This window comes from Rhodococcus spongiicola, assembly GCF_004011835.1.
GTDB classification, from domain to species: domain Bacteria; phylum Actinomycetota; class Actinomycetes; order Mycobacteriales; family Mycobacteriaceae; genus Prescottella; species Prescottella spongiicola.
In genome coordinates this window covers 239,415-254,448 of record NZ_RKLN01000006.1, presented here as the reverse complement: position 1 = coordinate 254,448, position 15,034 = coordinate 239,415, and the positions used below count along the sequence as shown (strand labels likewise).

Genomic DNA, 15,034 nt, shown 5'->3' with positions numbered 1-15,034 from the left:
GGATCAAACTCTCCGTTGAAGACTCTCGATCAACCGGACCAGCCGGCAATCAGCCATACGACATCGAGTCAAATCACCAGCATGAAAAACTCAAACTAGCATTTCGCCAGCCGCCCCGGACGGAAGAAACGAGACGACCAGCAACACCCACACCCCCACAAAAAAGGATGCAGGCCACCAAACAAAAAAATTTGGCACTGACATTCATCGACACACTGTTGAGTTCTCAAAGAACACGCACACACCAAAACCAGAAACCCACAAGGTCCCTCGCTCCGGGGCAACCGCTCCATTCTAGCCCACCCGAGAACCGGACACAAACCCCAACCCTCGAGCCAGACCACCCCGGCACGCCACCACCACCCCCACACAAGTGAGAGCGATCCAACCAACCGGGAAAATCAGGCGCTCCCCGTCCAACCTCGTTTACCCACGCCGATCAACCAACGATCGCGTCCGGGTCGGTGTCCGTGTCGCTCTGACCCGGAATAAGTTACGCGAACCCCCACAGAACTACCAAATCGCCAGGTCAACGCGGACGAATCCAGTCCTACGGCGCCAAGGCGGCTCACCAGTCGGGAGGGAGCCGGCCGAATCGGCTAGGGAACCCAGTACTTGGCCGCCAACTTCTCGACCAACGGGTCATCATCGGCGACTTCGTCGAGCGCGGCGAGATCACCGTCGATCGCTACGAGTCGCGGATCGTCGCCCTCGAACTCCTCGACCGGGTGCCCGCCGTTCTCGGCAAGTTGACGGAGCAACTTCTCTCGCACGCGGGCCTTGAGTGAATCGCTCACTCTGAGAGCATGGCCGCTCCCGACGTACCTTGTCGAGCGTTCGGCAAGCAGACCATCGTCATCGGAACGGTCAGTCATCTTCGTAGCGCTTGAAGACCTGCCGCGCGACCGGGATGAGCATCACGAGAGCCCCGACCGCAAGGATCAGCCAGAAGATCTGCCAGATCACGTTGTCTTCTCCTTCCGTAAGAACAACCCCACCCAACCCCATTGTCCAGGGTAATCGGAGTAAAAGCACCGATGCCTGTCCAGAAACGAGAAAGACCCGAGGTGGACCATGTCCACCTCGGGTCTCCCAGAGCTGCCTGCGAGAATCGAACTCGCGACCTTTTCATTACGAGTGAAATGCTCTACCGACTGAGCTAAGGCAGCGTGCCTTTCGGCGCACGCGAGTCTAGCTCGAACCCCCGCCTCCTATGCAAATCGATCGTCGGACTACCTGTACTCGGCACCGATCCGCGCCACGAGGGCGTCGACGGCGAACTTGGGCTTGACGTTCATATCCAGTGCCTCACGGCAGTCGAGGATCGCCTCGATGCAGCGCAGCAACCCCTCCCGGGACGTTCGGGAGGCCAGTTCCGTAGCCTGCTCGGCCATATCCGGGTGGCTCGACGCCGCTGTAGAACCGAACGCCTGAGCCAGTGCATCGCGGTAGAGCCCGGCGAGATCCACAAGTGCCCGATCAAGAGCATCCCGACCCGTACGGGTCGCCCGTGATTTCTGTCGGCGCTCGAGATCCTTGAGCACGCCGGCCGATCCGCGGAGGGCCCCCGCGGCGCCCTTGCCAGTCCCACCGGCGCCGAGCGCGGTCCGAAGTTCCTCGGTCTCACGCTCGTCTCGCTCCGCCGTCAATTCCTTGGCCTCGAGGTCGGCGGCCTGAACGAGTTCCTCCGCAGCGGCATAGCCCGTGCCAGGGCGCATTGCCGCATTCGCGAACGCGAGTGCACGGCTGCGTCGGGTCCTGGCGTCCTCGTCTTTCGCCAGCCGCCGGGCACGACCCACGTGACCACCGCAAATCGACGCGGCCCACCTTGCGGTCGCGGCGTCCAGCTGATCCCGATCACGCAGGACCCGCTCGATCGCATCGACCGACGGCGTCACCAACGGGATGTGCCTACACCGCGACCGCAAGGTCACCGAGATGTCCTGCGGGTCGACTGACGGAGCGCACAGGAGGAACACCGTGCGGTCCGGCGGTTCCTCGACGACCTTGAGCAGCGCGTTGGCCGCACCTTCGGTGAGCCGATCGGCGTCCTCGATGACGACGATCTGCCAGCGGCCCGTACTCGGCCGCCGCGACGCCGTCTGCACGATCGCGCGCATTTCACTGACGCTGATGCTGAGCCCTTCGGGCACTATGCGGCGGACGTCGCCGTGCGTGCCCACCATCGTCGTCGTGCAAGCTTGGCACTCACCGCAGCCCGGCTCGCCGTCGGACGTGCACTGCAGCGCCGCCGAGAAGCAGAGGGCCGCGACGGAGCGGCCGGATCCGGGCGGACCGGTGAACAGCCACGAGTGCGTCATCCGCGAGCCGGTCTCGCCTCCGCGTGCCGCCGTCGCGGCATCGGTCAACTCCGCCTCGACGTGCTCCTGGCCGACCAGCCGATCGAATACACCCGCCACGCGCCGACCCTACCGAGCCCCACCGACGACCCTGCCGTGGACCGAAGTCACGGCTTCTCGGCCGTCGATTTCTTCGCAGCCGCCTTCTTGGCCGGGGTCTTCTTGGCGGCAGTCTTCTTCGCGGCTGCCTTCTTGGCCGGGGCCTTCTTGGCCGGCTTCTTCTTGGCAGCCGCCTTCTTCTTCACTGGCCCGCGGGCACGGCGGTCTGCCAGTAGTTCGGAAGCCCGATCGTCGGTGATGGCCTCGACCTCGTCGCCCTTACGAAGGCTCGCATTGGTCTCGCCGTCGGTCACGTACGGGCCGAAGCGGCCGTCCTTGATCACCATCGGCTTGCCGCTGACCGGATCGGTACCGAGTTCGCGCAGTGGAGGAGCCGCCGATGCTTGGCGTCCGCGCCGCTTGGGCTCGGAATAGATCTTGAGTGCCTCCTCCAGCGTCACCGTGAACATCTGTTCCTCGGTCGCCAGCGAGCGGGAGTCGGTGCCCTTCTTCAGATACGGTCCGTAACGGCCGTTCTGCGCAGTGATCTCTTCCTTCGACTCGGGGTCGATGCCGACAACCCGTGGAAGCGACAGCAGCTTCAACGCGTCCTCGAGCGTTACGGTCGCCAGGTCCATCGACTTGAGCAGCGAACCGGTACGCGGCTTCGGGCCTGCAGCTTTCTTCGCGGCCTTCTTCGCCGGCGCCTTCTTCGCCTTGGTCTTGACGGTGCCGTCGGCCTCCACAGGAACGACGTCCGGCTCGGGCTCGGGTTCCGGCTCGGGCAGGATCTCGGTGACGTACGGGCCGAAGCGGCCCTCCTTCGCGATGATCTCGTGCCCGGTCAGCGGGTCGACACCGAGCTTGCGACCCTCCTGCGGCGTCGCGAACAGCTTCTCGGCGTACTCGGCAGTCAGCTCGTCCGGGGGCAGGTCGTCGGGCAGGTTCGCGCGCTGCGAGATCGGCTCGCCGTCCGGGTCGTCCGGGTTGGGCAGCATCCGTTCGAGGTAGGGACCGAAGCGGCCGACCCGCACGTGGACCTCGCGGCCCTCTGCATCGTCGAACAGGCGGATCGAGTTGATCTCGCGGGCGTCGATTCCCTCGAGATTCTCGCCGACCATCTTCTTCAGACCACCGGACCGCGCGATCGAGTCGTCGGCCGCTCGGTCATCGCCGAAGTAGAAGCCCGAGAGCCAGTTGCCGCGGGCCTGGCGCCCCCCGGCGATCTCGTCGAGGTCGTCTTCCATCGCGGCGGTGAAGTCGAAGTCGACGAGCCTTCCGAAGTGCGACTCGAGCAGGCCGATCACCGCGAATGCCACCCACGACGGGACGAGCGCGCTGCCACGCTTGTAGACGTAGCCGCGGTCGAGGATGGTCTTGATGATCGACGAGTACGTAGACGGACGGCCGATCCCGAGGTCCTCGAGCACCTTGATGAGACTCGCCTCGGTGTAGCGCGCCGGCGGGTTCGTGGTGTGACCGTCCGGGTCGAGCTTGGTAGCGGTCACGCCCTGGCCGCGAGTCAGCACCGGGAGCCGAGACTCGGCGTCGTCGGATTGCCCGCCGGCCTCCTCGTCGACGCTCTCCACGTACGCCTTGAGGAAGCCGGGGAAAGTGATCGTGCGGCCCGAGGCGGAGAACGTGCACTCCTCCCCCGTACCTGCGGTGCCGGTGATGCGCAACGTCAGCGTGGTGCCACGAGCGTCGGCCATCTGGGAGGCGACTGTGCGCTGCCAGATGAGCTCGTACAGGCGGTACTCGTCGTTGTCGAGACGCGCATGCAACTGACCAGGCGTCTGGAAGACGTCGCCGGCCGGGCGGATCGCCTCGTGCGCCTCCTGAGCGTTCTTCACCTTGCGGGTGTACTGACGCGGGCTCGCGTGCACGAACTCGGAACCGTACAACTCGGTGGCCTGCGCCCGAGCCGCCGCGATGGCGGACTCGGACAACGTGGTCGAGTCGGTTCGCATGTAGGTGATGTAGCCGTTCTCGTACAGACGCTGGGCGACGCGCATGGTCCGCTCGGAGGAGAAACGCAGCTTGCGCGCGGCCTCCTGCTGCAGGGTCGACGTCATGAACGGCGCGTAAGGCTTGCGCGAGTACGGCTTGTCCTCGGCCGACGAAACGACCAGGTCGACGCTCTCGAGGGCTTCCGCGAGTCGACGTGCGTACGCCTCGTCGACAACCGTGACACCCGACGTCTTCAGATTTCCGTCGGGACCGAAGTCACGTCCGACCGCGACACGGGACCCGTCGATCGAGACCAGGCGTGCACCGAAGGTGCGGGGGCTGGCGTCGGCGCCGGCGTCGAGCGTGGCCGAGATGTCCCAGTACTCCGACGACCGGAATGCCATGCGCTCGCGCTCGCGCTGCACGACGACGCGCGTCGCGACGGACTGAACGCGGCCTGCCGACAGTCGCGGCATGACCTTCTTCCACAGAACCGGGCTGACCTCGTAACCGTAGAGGCGGTCGAGGATACGACGTGTTTCCTGCGCATCGACCAGGTCATTGTCCAGGTCGCGGGTGTCCTCTGCCGCCGCCCGGATCGCGGGCTCGGTGATCTCGTGGAAGACCATCCGGCGAACCGGGATCTTGGGCTTGAGCGTTTCGAGAAGATGCCAGGCGATGGCCTCGCCCTCACGGTCGGGGTCGGTGGCGAGGTAGAGCTCGTCGGCGTCCTTCAGCAGACCCTTGAGCTCGGTGACCTTCGACTTCTTCTCGGGGCTCACGACATACAGCGGCTCGAAGTCGTGGTCGACGTTCACCCCGAGGCGGGCCCACGGCTCGCCCTTGTACTTCGCGGGCACGTCGGCGGCGCCACGCGGCAGGTCACGGATGTGTCCGACCGACGCCTCCACTACATAGTCCTTGCCGAGGTAGGGCGCGATCTTCTTGGCCTTCGTCGGTGACTCGACGATGACGAGGCGGCGCATCGCAGGCGCTCCGTCCGCCGTGCTCTTCTCCCGTGATGCCACCAGTCTGTCCGCAACCTTTCCTGCTCGATCAGTGCTGTTGCGCATCTGACGCGAATATCTCGTCTCCGCCACCGTTATACCGGGTCCGGTCGATTACAGGGTGTCACACGAGCAAGACGACCGTGTGCGTCCATCCCGCTCGATTCGCTCAAATGTGCGGCCAGTTGCGTCGAGCGTCGGGATCGTCGGGTGGTTCCCCGATGTTTTCGGAGAGGTGCATGAGACGACGACGGCCGGAAATGCGCAATCCCGGGACGGATCCTCGAACGCCCACGATTGTGGGGGCGACCCCAGCTCGCATGAGCGACTGGGCCAGCGCGGCGTAGGTGTCTGGGGCGTGGGGATCCAATCCGAGGACATACCGCTGGCCGTCGAGTTCGACGCGGCCGGAGGCGAGCACCCAGGCGCGCTGTTCCCGGGGCCCCGGGATCCAGTCCTCAGGCACCGCCTTGACCGCTCCTCGGGTCCATTGCGTCGCCAAGTCCATCAACTGAGGGACCACAGCGGTTCGCACCAGTGGACGCCCCTCGTCCGACCTACCGATCTCGGCGTCGAGGCCGGCTTCCCGCATCAGCTCGGCAATCGCCTCGGCGCGCCAGAAGGCTTCGACGACGATGGAGACGCGGGCCCCTCGCCCCGACACGACCACTTGTCCCTGCGCAGCCAGCAGCCCACCCAGATCGGTCACCGCAGGCGGCACCGATTCGGCGGAGAAGAACGAAAGCTGACCCACAAAGTGGACAGTAGGCCAAAACCGAGTTTCGTTCGTCAGGATCGTGAACGTCGGGTCCACGAACCCGCCACGCGAGTGAACGCGCAGCCATACCGCGACCAGGCCGTGAGCCTACTCGTCCCCTGCTCCCGACGAGGACAGCAGGGGACGAGCTGGGCAGCGGTCATAGGACCGCGGTGCCCATCGTTCAGCTGGTGAACGGATCAGATTGCGCGAACGCCGGTGGCCTGCGGGCCCTTGGTGCCCTGGCCGACCTCGAACTCGACGCGCTGGTTCTCTTCCAGGGTGCGGAAGCCGCTGCCCTGGATCTCCGAGTAGTGGACGAAGACGTCGGCGGAGCCGTCCTCGGGAGCGATGAAGCCGAAGCCCTTTTCCGCGTTGAACCACTTCACAGTGCCCTGTGCCATGCTTTTCCTTCTCTTTCTTACACCGGATTCGACGGACAGCACTTGCAGTCCACCGGGCCGGTTCCGACCGCTGTACTTTCTCGATTCCCCCTCAGGAACGCGTAAGCACCGCGCTCGCAACATCGATCCTGCGGGCGTTTCACCGAACACAGAAGCTGCGACCAGGTCATAGTCAACCACGTCGAACTTAGCTGCGACAGTCAAAAGACAAACAAAACCAGCAAATAGTTGATCTTGCACGCGGTGACACTTCAGTTACTGTCCAGTACACCCCACATTTCCCGTCCAACGTAACCCCGGTTAGGATCAAACCCGCAGGTCCAGCGCCTGTGATAGTGCGAGGACACGACCAAAACACTCAGATGTAACAATTCCGGAAGAGGCTCCCGTGAATGTCGCCGCCGACCGACAGTATCCGGGCGAAACCGGCGACAACTCGTATGGACAGAACCTCCTCACTCGTGTCCTGGCCGGCACACCCCCTGGGGAACAGCCTCTAATTTTCGCCGCCGACCTCCCATCCCGGGTCTCGCGATTCGCGGACTGGCCCGAATGGGCACATCCGGCTGTTGTGAGCGCGTTGCGTGCGGCAGGAATCCCGCAACCCTGGAGGCATCAAGCAGAGGCCGCATCCGTCGCCGCCGAGGGCGAGCATGTCGTCGTCGCGACCGGTACGGCGTCGGGCAAGTCGTTGGCGTACCAGCTTCCGGTGCTGACCGCCCTCGCCGACTCGCACGACACGGCGCTCTATCTGTCTCCGACGAAGGCGCTCGGTGCCGATCAACTTCGCTCCGTGACCGCCCTGACCGAGTCGGAGCCGGAGTTGTCGTCTATCCACCCGGCCGGTTTCGATGGCGACACCTCGACCGAGGGTCGGCAGTGGGCCCGGGCGAACTCACGATGGATCTTCACGAACCCGGACATGCTGCATATCGGGATCCTTCGCTCGCATCAACGGTGGGCACGGCTGCTACGGAATCTTCGGTATGTCGTCGTCGACGAGTGCCACTCCTATCGCGGAGTGTTCGGATCGAACGTTGCGCTGGTACTGCGCCGACTACGCCGGATCGCCGCACGGTATGGCGCGAGCCCGGTGTTCGTGCTGGCGAGCGCTACCACCTCGGAGCCCGGTGCGGCCGCATCACGGCTGATCGGGGCCCCGTGCGCGGAAGTCACGGAAGACGGTTCCCCACACGGTCCCCGCACGATCGCGTTCTGGGAGCCGCCGCTGCTCGAGTCCGTGACCGGAGAGAACGGTGCCCCGGTCCGGCGATCGGCAGGATCGGAGGCGTCCCGGATCATGGCGGATCTGCTCGTCGAGGGCGCGCGAACACTGACGTTCGTCCGTTCCCGCCGCGCCGCCGAACTAGCCGCGCTCGGTGCCCGTCGCATCCTGTCCGAGATCGAACCCGATTTGGCCGAACGGGTGGCCGCCTACCGTGCCGGGTACCTCGCGGAGGACCGCCGCGACCTAGAGGCATCCATCGCCGATGGTCGACTACTCGGAGCCGCGACGACGAATGCCCTCGAGCTGGGCGTGGATATCGCCGGTCTCGACGCCGTCGTGGTCGCCGGTTTCCCTGGCACGGTCGCCTCTTTCTGGCAGCAGGCCGGGCGGTCGGGTCGGCGGGGCGAGGGGTCGCTGGTCGTGCTCGTCGCCCGCGACGATCCGCTCGACACGTACCTCGTGCACCATCCATCCGCCCTGCTGGATCGTCCAGTCGAGGCGACCGTGACCGATCCGACGAATCCCTACGTACTGGGTCCACAGCTGCTGTGCGCGGCAATGGAGATGCCCCTGTCCGACACCGAAGTGGCCGATCTCGATGCGGCGGAGGTGCTCGCCGACCTCTCGGCTCGAGGTCTGATCCGGCGGCGCTCACAAGGCTGGTTTATCGCCGCGGACAGCGATCCGCACTCATCGCTCGATATCCGGGGCGGAATTGGCGGCCAGGTCGCGATCGTCGACGGCGAGTCCGGTCGCCTCCTCGGCACCGTCGACGCAGGCCGGGCGCCCGCCACCATCCATCCCGGCGCAGTCCATATCCACCAAGGTGAGTCGTTCGTCGTCGACCATCTCGATCTCGAGGACGGCATCGCTATCGTCCATGCCGAGGAACCCGAGTGGACCACCTCCGCGCGAGAAATCACCGACATAGCAGTGGGTGACATATCGGTACACAAGCGATACGGCGAAGTCGACGTTGCGCTGGCGCAAGTCGAGGTCACCCACCAGGTGGTCGGGTACCTGCGTCGGCTGGCGTCGGGACAGGTGCTCGACTCCGTTGAACTAGACATGCCCGCTCAGACACTCGATACCCGAGCCGTGATGTACACCATCACCCCCGAAATGCTCGCAAACGGAGGCATCGGCACCGACCGCATCCCCGGCGCGTTGCATGCGGCCGAGCACGCCGCCATCGGGCTACTCCCGCTGGTTGCGACGTGCGATCGCGGCGACATCGGCGGCGTATCCACCGCCCTGCACCCCGACACCGGACTGCCGACCGTGTTCGTCTACGACGGTCATCCGGGTGGTGCGGGATTCGCCGACCGAGGTCACGCCGAGCTGGTGCGCTGGCTCAGCGCGACACGATCGGCGATCGTCTCGTGCGAGTGCGCCGCCGGCTGCCCGTCGTGCGTGCACTCCCCCAAGTGCGGCAACGGAAACCAACCGCTGGACAAGGATGGCGCGATCGGTGTCCTTTCGGCGGTACTCGCCGCGGTGGCTCCGGAGTCAACTGCTTGAGCCCGACTTCGCGCCGCCGGGCTCCCGGAGGAACCTTGCATCTTCCGCAATGACCCGGGGCCTATTCCCGGGGGCTGCCCCACCGCGATCACATCCGCGTGTTGCAGGCGATCACTTCTTGGGTTCGGTGACTCGTCGAGTGCCGGCCGAGTCATCTCGGACCTCGAAGGCGCCCTCGGTGAGGGCAGCCCATCGCTCGGCGGTGACCGAGGGTCGGCGTCCACGCAAGTCAATCGGCCGGTAGCCGTAGCCGCTCGACCGGCCCCACAAGTGCGTCTCGGGGAAGTAGGTCGGGAGATCGTAGGGGATCCGTTGGTGGCCGTGGACGTCCACGACGACTGGCCCCTCTGGCCCGAGCACCCACAAGGTGCGATGGAACGGGCCCTGGCTCCAGATCTCACCGGCGACGATCTCGCCGGAGTCGTGGTAGCGGTAGCTGCCCACTCCACGCGGCTCGTAGCCAGCCTCGTGACTGGAGGACCCCGTCAGACCTTCGTCGCCCGGGCCCTGCTTACTGGTGTCGCTCATCTCGCTCATTCTGCCCTGCATTCTCGATGTCATCCGGTGTCGATTTCAAGGTTATCCGAAAATAGAACGCGCCGAATGGCATTCGGTATCGAGGAGGCTTACCAGTGATTCGGTCAGCGATACGTCCCTCGCTGCCAGCCCTACTCCCGCGCCGATCGGAGCAGCATCTCATCGGGTAGTGGTCATCGCATCGCGAATCACGACTCGATCGGTGTCCTTTCGGCGGTACTCGCCACGGCGGCTCCGGAGTCAGTTGCCTTTGGGCTTTGCGAGGTCTGATGCTGTGGCACTAGCTGATTCACTACCACCGATGAGTGGCTACTACGCCGTGCACGCCATCACTTCTTGGGTTCGGTGGCTCGAGGCGAGTCGAACCAGCGGTAGATATCGTCGGGTGTCGATCTCGGAACGTAGTTGAAAACGAAACGCGCCGAGGGAAGTTCGGTATGGATGAGGTTGACCAACGACTCGAAGAGCAAGGTATTCCTCGGTACCAGCCGCACGCCCGCGCCGATCAGAACGGCGTCGTATCGAGTGGCGGTGATCGCATCGCGGATCACGTCGACGGCGGTCTCACCGAAATCGATCAGGACGTTGTCGACATCGAATCCAGCCGCACGCAATGCCGCGACATTGTCGTCGTTGGCCTTGCGCAACGCCTCTCGGGTCAGACCTTCGAATTGAGCGAAATCAGGTGAGGTGAAGTCGATCAGGTCTGGGTCGAGGCCAGTCTGCAGCACTTTGACAGTCATGGCGAACCTCCGGGATCACCAATAAGTCATCAACTGTTGACTATGCTGGCATGCCGTCCTGGATATGTCAACGCATGATGACTAAAAGGGGCGACACGCAGACCGAGCAACGTCGAACGCGGCGTCGAGGCTGCAGGCCCTGTTCGCACGGCACCTCGGGCGCCACGCATCAGATGTCGGTTGTACGCGGCCGCCGGCGACGCCCCGTTTTGGGCTTGGCTTCCTCGGGAGCGGGGCCGACCAATAGTTGACGTATCAGCGGGCTGATCCAGGCGGCGAGTTCGTCGTGGCTCAAGTTGGCCACTGCGGGGTTGGCCAGCACATACCGGGTGGTGGCCAAACCGATGATGAGAGCGCCCATCAAGCCGGCGCGTTGAGCAGCGTGATCGGGGGTGATCGGGGCGAGCTTGGGTGCGATCTGCTCGGCGAAGACTTGTCGCATCGTCTCGGCGGCGGTGGGGCTGGTCATCGCCGCGCGCAAGAGGGCGACGAATGTGGTCTCGTCCTCCCATACCGCGAAGAACTTCGGCAACAGCGCTTCGGCCACGTCTTCGGGATCGGTGTCGCTCAGGTCCGGCAGTTCGACGCGGAAGTCGGCGGCCGCGGCGAAGAGATCTTGCTTGCTACCGAAATAGCGGATGACCAAGGCCGCATCCACGCCGACGTCGGCTGCAACCGCTCTCAGGGTGGTGCGCTCGTAGCCGTCGGCACCGAAGCGAACACGTGCAGCACGGAGGATGTCGGCGCGGGTTCCCGCGGCGTTGCGAGGCCGGGCGGCAGTCATGTGCCCAGCATAAGTCATCAACGGTTGACATCAGCTGGTCGGCGAGGCTAGATTTAAGTCATCAACTGTTGACTTGGTTAGGGGCCAAGGAGCGGGACCATGAAGTCGCAGATGATTCGCGCCGAAGACAAGGTGCCGGTGTTGATTGTCGGAGCTGGACCAACTGGGCTGACAGCCGCAGTTGAGCTGTCTCGGCTCGGAATCAATGTGCGCATCGTCGACAAGGCGCCCAAGCCGTCAGACACATCACGGGCGCTGGCCATTCAGGCGCGCACGGTCGAGTTGTTGCGGCCCCGCGCAGTCGGCGAGGAACTGCTGCGACTGGGCAATCCGGTGAGTGCAACGACCCTGTACGCCAAGGGCCGCAAACTGGCCGATGTGGAGCTGCACCGGATGCCCAGCGAGTTCAACTACATTCTGCTGCTCGCCCAGTCGGAAACCGAACGCATCCTCGCCGATCAGTGTGCTCGTCAGGGCGTGAAGATCGAGCGTGGTGTCGAACTGGTCTCGGTCACACAGAATCACGACGCTGGCAACACCCACGATGGCAACACGGTGAAGGTGGTGCTGCGCAGGGCCGATGGAACCGACGAACAAGTTGAGGCGTCGTATCTGATCGCCGCAGACGGCGCACACAGCCCCACCCGCAAGGCGCTCGGGCTGACCTTCGAGGGCACCTCGTTCACCCAGAAATACGCCTTGGGCGACCTGCATCTTGACGGCGATCTTGCCGAAGACCAGATGTCCGTCTTCTTGGCACCCAGGGGGTTCATCGCGGTGTTCCCGATGGGCGAGGGGCGATTCCGGTTCACCGCGACCGACCCCGACGGGATTGCCGGTGAGGCGGCCGAACCGACACTGAAGGATATTCAGCGCCTCTACGATCGCGTCTCTCACGTTCCGGCAACGCTGCACAACCTGAATTGGAGCTCACGCTTCCGGATCAACAGCCGCCACATGTCCACGTTGCGCGCCGGGCGAGTGTTCTTCGGTGGCGACGCCGCCCATGTCCACAGCCCAGCCGGCGGGCAGGGCATGAACACCGGAATTCAGGACATGATCAACTTGTCGTGGAAGCTGGCAATGGTGCTCAATACACAGGCGAAACCCGAATTGCTCGACACCTACGAAACCGATCGGCTCCCGGTGATCAAGCAGGTGGTCCGGATGACCCGAAGAATGACCAGAGTCGTCAACTCCACCAATCCGATCGTGCATTCGGCACTGACTCGCCTCGCACCACGGCTGCTCACCAGATCAGCCACCCAGGACAAAGTGACGCCCCGGCTCGGACAGCTCGCCGCGACCTATCGCAGCTGCCCAATTGCCAGGCATGCGGGACGCAATGGCGACCTACACGCCGGTGACCGCGTCCCTGATATGGACCTGTACACAGTCGGCGACGACCCAACCAACGCTGAGTCAACGAACGACGAGCCAACCAAAACCGAAGAGCGCCGACATCTCTACGACATGCAAGACCTGTCCGCGCTGACGCTGTTCATCACCGACACCAACGCCGCAATCGATGATTCCTACCACTCGTTCCGCGACCTGATCACCGTCCACCGGGTACGCATCGCGACCCATCAACCACGACTGCGAGGCAGCGACGTACAGATCGCAGAGCAGTTGGCCGCCCAGCCCGGTTGGATGCTGCTACGGCCCGACGGCTACCTCGCCGCCGCAGGCCACTCAGCCGACGCGGCCACGCTGGCCCGCTGGCTCGAACGGTGGTTCATTCGGAATGTGGCAATTGCTGAACCGGCGACCCCAACGGGTTAGCGGGTATCAGCAACTGACGCCGACAGGTCTGGAAACATCGGGACAGTGACCGCGGTTTTGCATGCTCACCGCTACGGCCCGGCCGGACCCGCCCGAGTCCTGGCCATTCACGGACTGGCTGGGCACGGTGAACGCTGGCGGCACCTGGCCCGGCAGTACCTTGACGATCTGACGCTGGTCGCGCCGGATCTGCTGGGTCACGGCCGCTCGCCGTGGGCTGCGCCATGGACGCTCGAGGCCAACGTCGCCGCGCTCGCCGCATTGGTAGAACAAGACTCCGATCAGCCGGTGATGGTAATCGGGCACTCACTCGGCGGCGGGTTGGCGCTGCATCTGGCCGCGGCGCGGCCCGATCTCGTCGACTCGCTGGTGTTGCTCGATCCAGCGATCGGGTTGGATGGGCACTGGATGCGCCAAAGCGCCGAGGAGCTGTTGGAGGCGCCAGACTACTCCGACCGCGACGAGGCTCGCGAGCACAAGGCGACCGGCTTGTGGAGCGACGTACCCGCCGGCGAGCTGCAGTCCGAACTCGACGAACATCTCATCCCGTGGCCCGCAGGACGCGTCGGTTGGCGGGTGTGCCTGCCGGCGATGGTCAGCTATTGGAGTGAGCTGGCGCGGCCGCTAGTAGTGCCACAGAACAGAATTCGAACAACGCTTCTTCGATCGACCCGCACCGACCCACATTGCGTCACCCCCGCGCTGGTCGCCGCACTGAAGAGCAATCTGGGCTCGGACTTCGAACTCATCGACGTCGAATGCAAGCACATGGTGCCGTTGGCGCGTCCAACCGAGACGGCTGCCGCCGTCCGACGTCGGTTGGTGTAGCAATGCTCGGCCCTCGGCGGTATCGACATCACTTGGGCTACAGGCGAGCTCGGGTCGGACCAAGGTCCGTTGACGAATCGCCAAGGGGTCGAAGTCAATCGTGTGATAGTGCACTTGGAGGCGCCACCAAACACTGGCCTGATCGGACTGGACAAGGGAGCGGCCATGGTCGAGATCGAGTGCTTGTGGGAATGCAATGACGGACTTGGCGAAACGCCGATCTGGGTCGCCGAGGAATCCTCGCTCTATTGGGCAGACCACGTGGGTCCGTCGATCGACCTCAACGGTGCGCGAAAGCCGTCGATTCGTCGGCTGAACCTCGCGACCCGCGAGCGTACGGTGTGGCCCATGCCCGAACAGGTCGGTTCGTTCGGGTTCCGCGAACGGGGCGGTTTGATCGCCGGTTCGAACTCGGGATTCTGCGCGATCGATTTGGAACGTGGCACCTTCGAGCGGATCTTCGACCCGGAGCCAGACAAGCCGTTCAATCGGCTCAACGACGGCAAGATTGATCGCCGCGGCCGGTACTGGTGCGGCAGCATGGACGGCAAGCTGACCGACAAGTCGTCTTTCCTGTATCGCTTCGACGCTGATCACTCTTGCCGGAGAGTGGCCGAGGACTTCGCATTCATCTGCAGCAACGGTATCGCGTTCGATCCGCAAGATACGCGAATGTACTTTGGCGACACCAAGGGCGGCATGATCTACGTGTTCGACTTCGACATCGACGAGGGCCGCATCGAGAACCGCCGACCTTTCTTCTCTGTCGCGGACTACGCACCCGCACCCGCGATCGTCGATGGTGCCACGGTCGATGCCGAGGGCTTCTACTGGTTCGCCCTCAACCTCGGCGGCAAGATACTCCGTGTGGCACCCGATGGGCGCCTGGACCGAGAAATCGACATGCCCGTCCGCACGCCTACGTGCGTGACGTTCGGCGGCGCCGACTACGAAACACTCTTTGTCACCTCGCAGCAGGCGTTCGCAGCCCCCGAGGAATTGAAACAACATCCCCAACCCGGCAGCGTGTTCGCAGTGCATGGCCTGGGCGTGCGCGGGCTGCCCGAACCCCGGTTCGCAGGGTGAAGCAC

General features: G+C 64.4%; 12 protein-coding genes and 1 tRNA gene. 4 read left to right on the top strand and 9 right to left on the bottom strand.

The window, feature by feature from the left end; translation table 11 throughout:
* Positions 1 to 599: 599 nt before the first annotated feature.
* From EF834_RS16745 to EF834_RS16720, 6 genes are all read right to left on the bottom strand, one after another.
* Positions 600 to 797, bottom strand: coding sequence for a hypothetical protein (locus tag EF834_RS16745; protein ID WP_127948338.1), 198 nt, complete (start codon positions 795 to 797; stop codon positions 600 to 602).
* A gap of 299 nt (positions 798 to 1,096) precedes the next feature.
* A tRNA-Thr gene (locus EF834_RS16740) sits at positions 1,097 to 1,169 on the bottom strand.
* Positions 1,170 to 1,232: 63 nt separating this feature from the next.
* Positions 1,233 to 2,420 (bottom strand): DNA polymerase III subunit delta', encoded by a 1,188-nt coding sequence (locus EF834_RS16735; RefSeq protein ID WP_127948337.1) that lies wholly within the window; start codon positions 2,418 to 2,420, stop codon positions 1,233 to 1,235.
* Between the two features lie 47 nt (positions 2,421 to 2,467).
* Positions 2,468 to 5,335 carry a type I DNA topoisomerase gene (gene topA, locus EF834_RS16730; protein WP_127948336.1) on the bottom strand — a complete coding sequence of 956 codons (2,868 nt, stop codon included), beginning with the start codon at positions 5,333 to 5,335 and terminating at the stop codon, positions 2,468 to 2,470.
* Positions 5,336 to 5,525: 190 nt separating this feature from the next.
* Complete coding sequence (locus tag EF834_RS16725; protein WP_127948335.1) at positions 5,526 to 6,110, bottom strand: hypothetical protein; 585 nt, start codon at positions 6,108 to 6,110, stop codon at positions 5,526 to 5,528.
* A gap of 203 nt (positions 6,111 to 6,313) precedes the next feature.
* The gene (locus EF834_RS16720; protein ID WP_005515803.1) at positions 6,314 to 6,517 is read right to left on the bottom strand and encodes a cold-shock protein; all 204 of its coding nucleotides are present in this window, start codon (positions 6,515 to 6,517) and stop codon (positions 6,314 to 6,316) included.
* 388 nt (positions 6,518 to 6,905) lie between these two features.
* Here EF834_RS16720 and EF834_RS16715 point away from each other — a divergent pair, with 388 nt between their 5' ends.
* Positions 6,906 to 9,266 (top strand): DEAD/DEAH box helicase, encoded by a 2,361-nt coding sequence (locus tag EF834_RS16715; protein ID WP_127948334.1) that lies wholly within the window; start codon positions 6,906 to 6,908, stop codon positions 9,264 to 9,266.
* Between the two features lie 111 nt (positions 9,267 to 9,377).
* On the opposite strand, the gene EF834_RS16710 is transcribed toward EF834_RS16715, so the two are convergent.
* The 3 genes from EF834_RS16710 to EF834_RS16700 form a co-directional block, all read right to left on the bottom strand.
* Positions 9,378 to 9,794 carry a hypothetical protein gene (locus tag EF834_RS16710; RefSeq protein WP_127948333.1) on the bottom strand — a complete coding sequence of 139 codons (417 nt, stop codon included), beginning with the start codon at positions 9,792 to 9,794 and terminating at the stop codon, positions 9,378 to 9,380.
* A 338-nt stretch (positions 9,795 to 10,132) separates the two neighbouring features.
* Positions 10,133 to 10,546, bottom strand: a complete 414-nt coding sequence (locus EF834_RS16705; RefSeq protein WP_127948332.1) for a hypothetical protein — start codon at positions 10,544 to 10,546, stop codon at positions 10,133 to 10,135.
* Between the two features lie 169 nt (positions 10,547 to 10,715).
* Positions 10,716 to 11,330, bottom strand: a complete 615-nt coding sequence (locus tag EF834_RS16700) for a TetR/AcrR family transcriptional regulator (protein WP_127948331.1) — start codon at positions 11,328 to 11,330, stop codon at positions 10,716 to 10,718.
* A 99-nt stretch (positions 11,331 to 11,429) separates the two neighbouring features.
* On the opposite strand from EF834_RS16700, the gene EF834_RS16695 reads away from it, so the two are divergent.
* The 3 genes from EF834_RS16695 to EF834_RS16685 all read left to right on the top strand — a co-directional run bounded on the left by EF834_RS16695 (position 11,430) and on the right by EF834_RS16685 (position 15,029).
* Positions 11,430 to 13,115 carry an FAD-dependent monooxygenase gene (locus tag EF834_RS16695; RefSeq protein WP_235871267.1) on the top strand — a complete coding sequence of 562 codons (1,686 nt, stop codon included), beginning with the start codon at positions 11,430 to 11,432 and terminating at the stop codon, positions 13,113 to 13,115.
* A gap of 45 nt (positions 13,116 to 13,160) precedes the next feature.
* Entirely contained in the window at positions 13,161 to 13,943 is a 783-nt protein-coding gene (locus EF834_RS16690; RefSeq protein ID WP_127948330.1) for an alpha/beta fold hydrolase, read from the top strand.
* 165 nt (positions 13,944 to 14,108) lie between these two features.
* Entirely contained in the window at positions 14,109 to 15,029 is a 921-nt protein-coding gene (locus tag EF834_RS16685; RefSeq protein WP_164874164.1) for an SMP-30/gluconolactonase/LRE family protein, read from the top strand.
* Positions 15,030 to 15,034 lie beyond the last annotated feature (5 nt).

Bases quoted from the DNA above. Each gene is read 5' to 3' on its own strand.
- EF834_RS16695 (WP_235871267.1), top strand. From the start codon at position 11,430: ATGAAGTCGCAGATGATTCGCGCCGAAGACAAGGTGCCGGTGTTGATT.
- topA (WP_127948336.1), bottom strand. From the start codon at position 5,335: ATGCGCCGCCTCGTCATCGTCGAGTCACCGACGAAGGCCAAGAAGATC.
- EF834_RS16705 (WP_127948332.1), bottom strand. From the start codon at position 10,546: ATGACTGTCAAAGTGCTGCAGACTGGCCTCGACCCAGACCTGATCGAC.
- EF834_RS16720 (WP_005515803.1), bottom strand. From the start codon at position 6,517: ATGGCACAGGGCACTGTGAAGTGGTTCAACGCGGAAAAGGGCTTCGGC.
- EF834_RS16685 (WP_164874164.1), top strand. From the start codon at position 14,109: ATGGTCGAGATCGAGTGCTTGTGGGAATGCAATGACGGACTTGGCGAA.
- EF834_RS16710 (WP_127948333.1), bottom strand. From the start codon at position 9,794: ATGAGCGACACCAGTAAGCAGGGCCCGGGCGACGAAGGTCTGACGGGG.
- EF834_RS16700 (WP_127948331.1), bottom strand. From the start codon at position 11,330: ATGACTGCCGCCCGGCCTCGCAACGCCGCGGGAACCCGCGCCGACATC.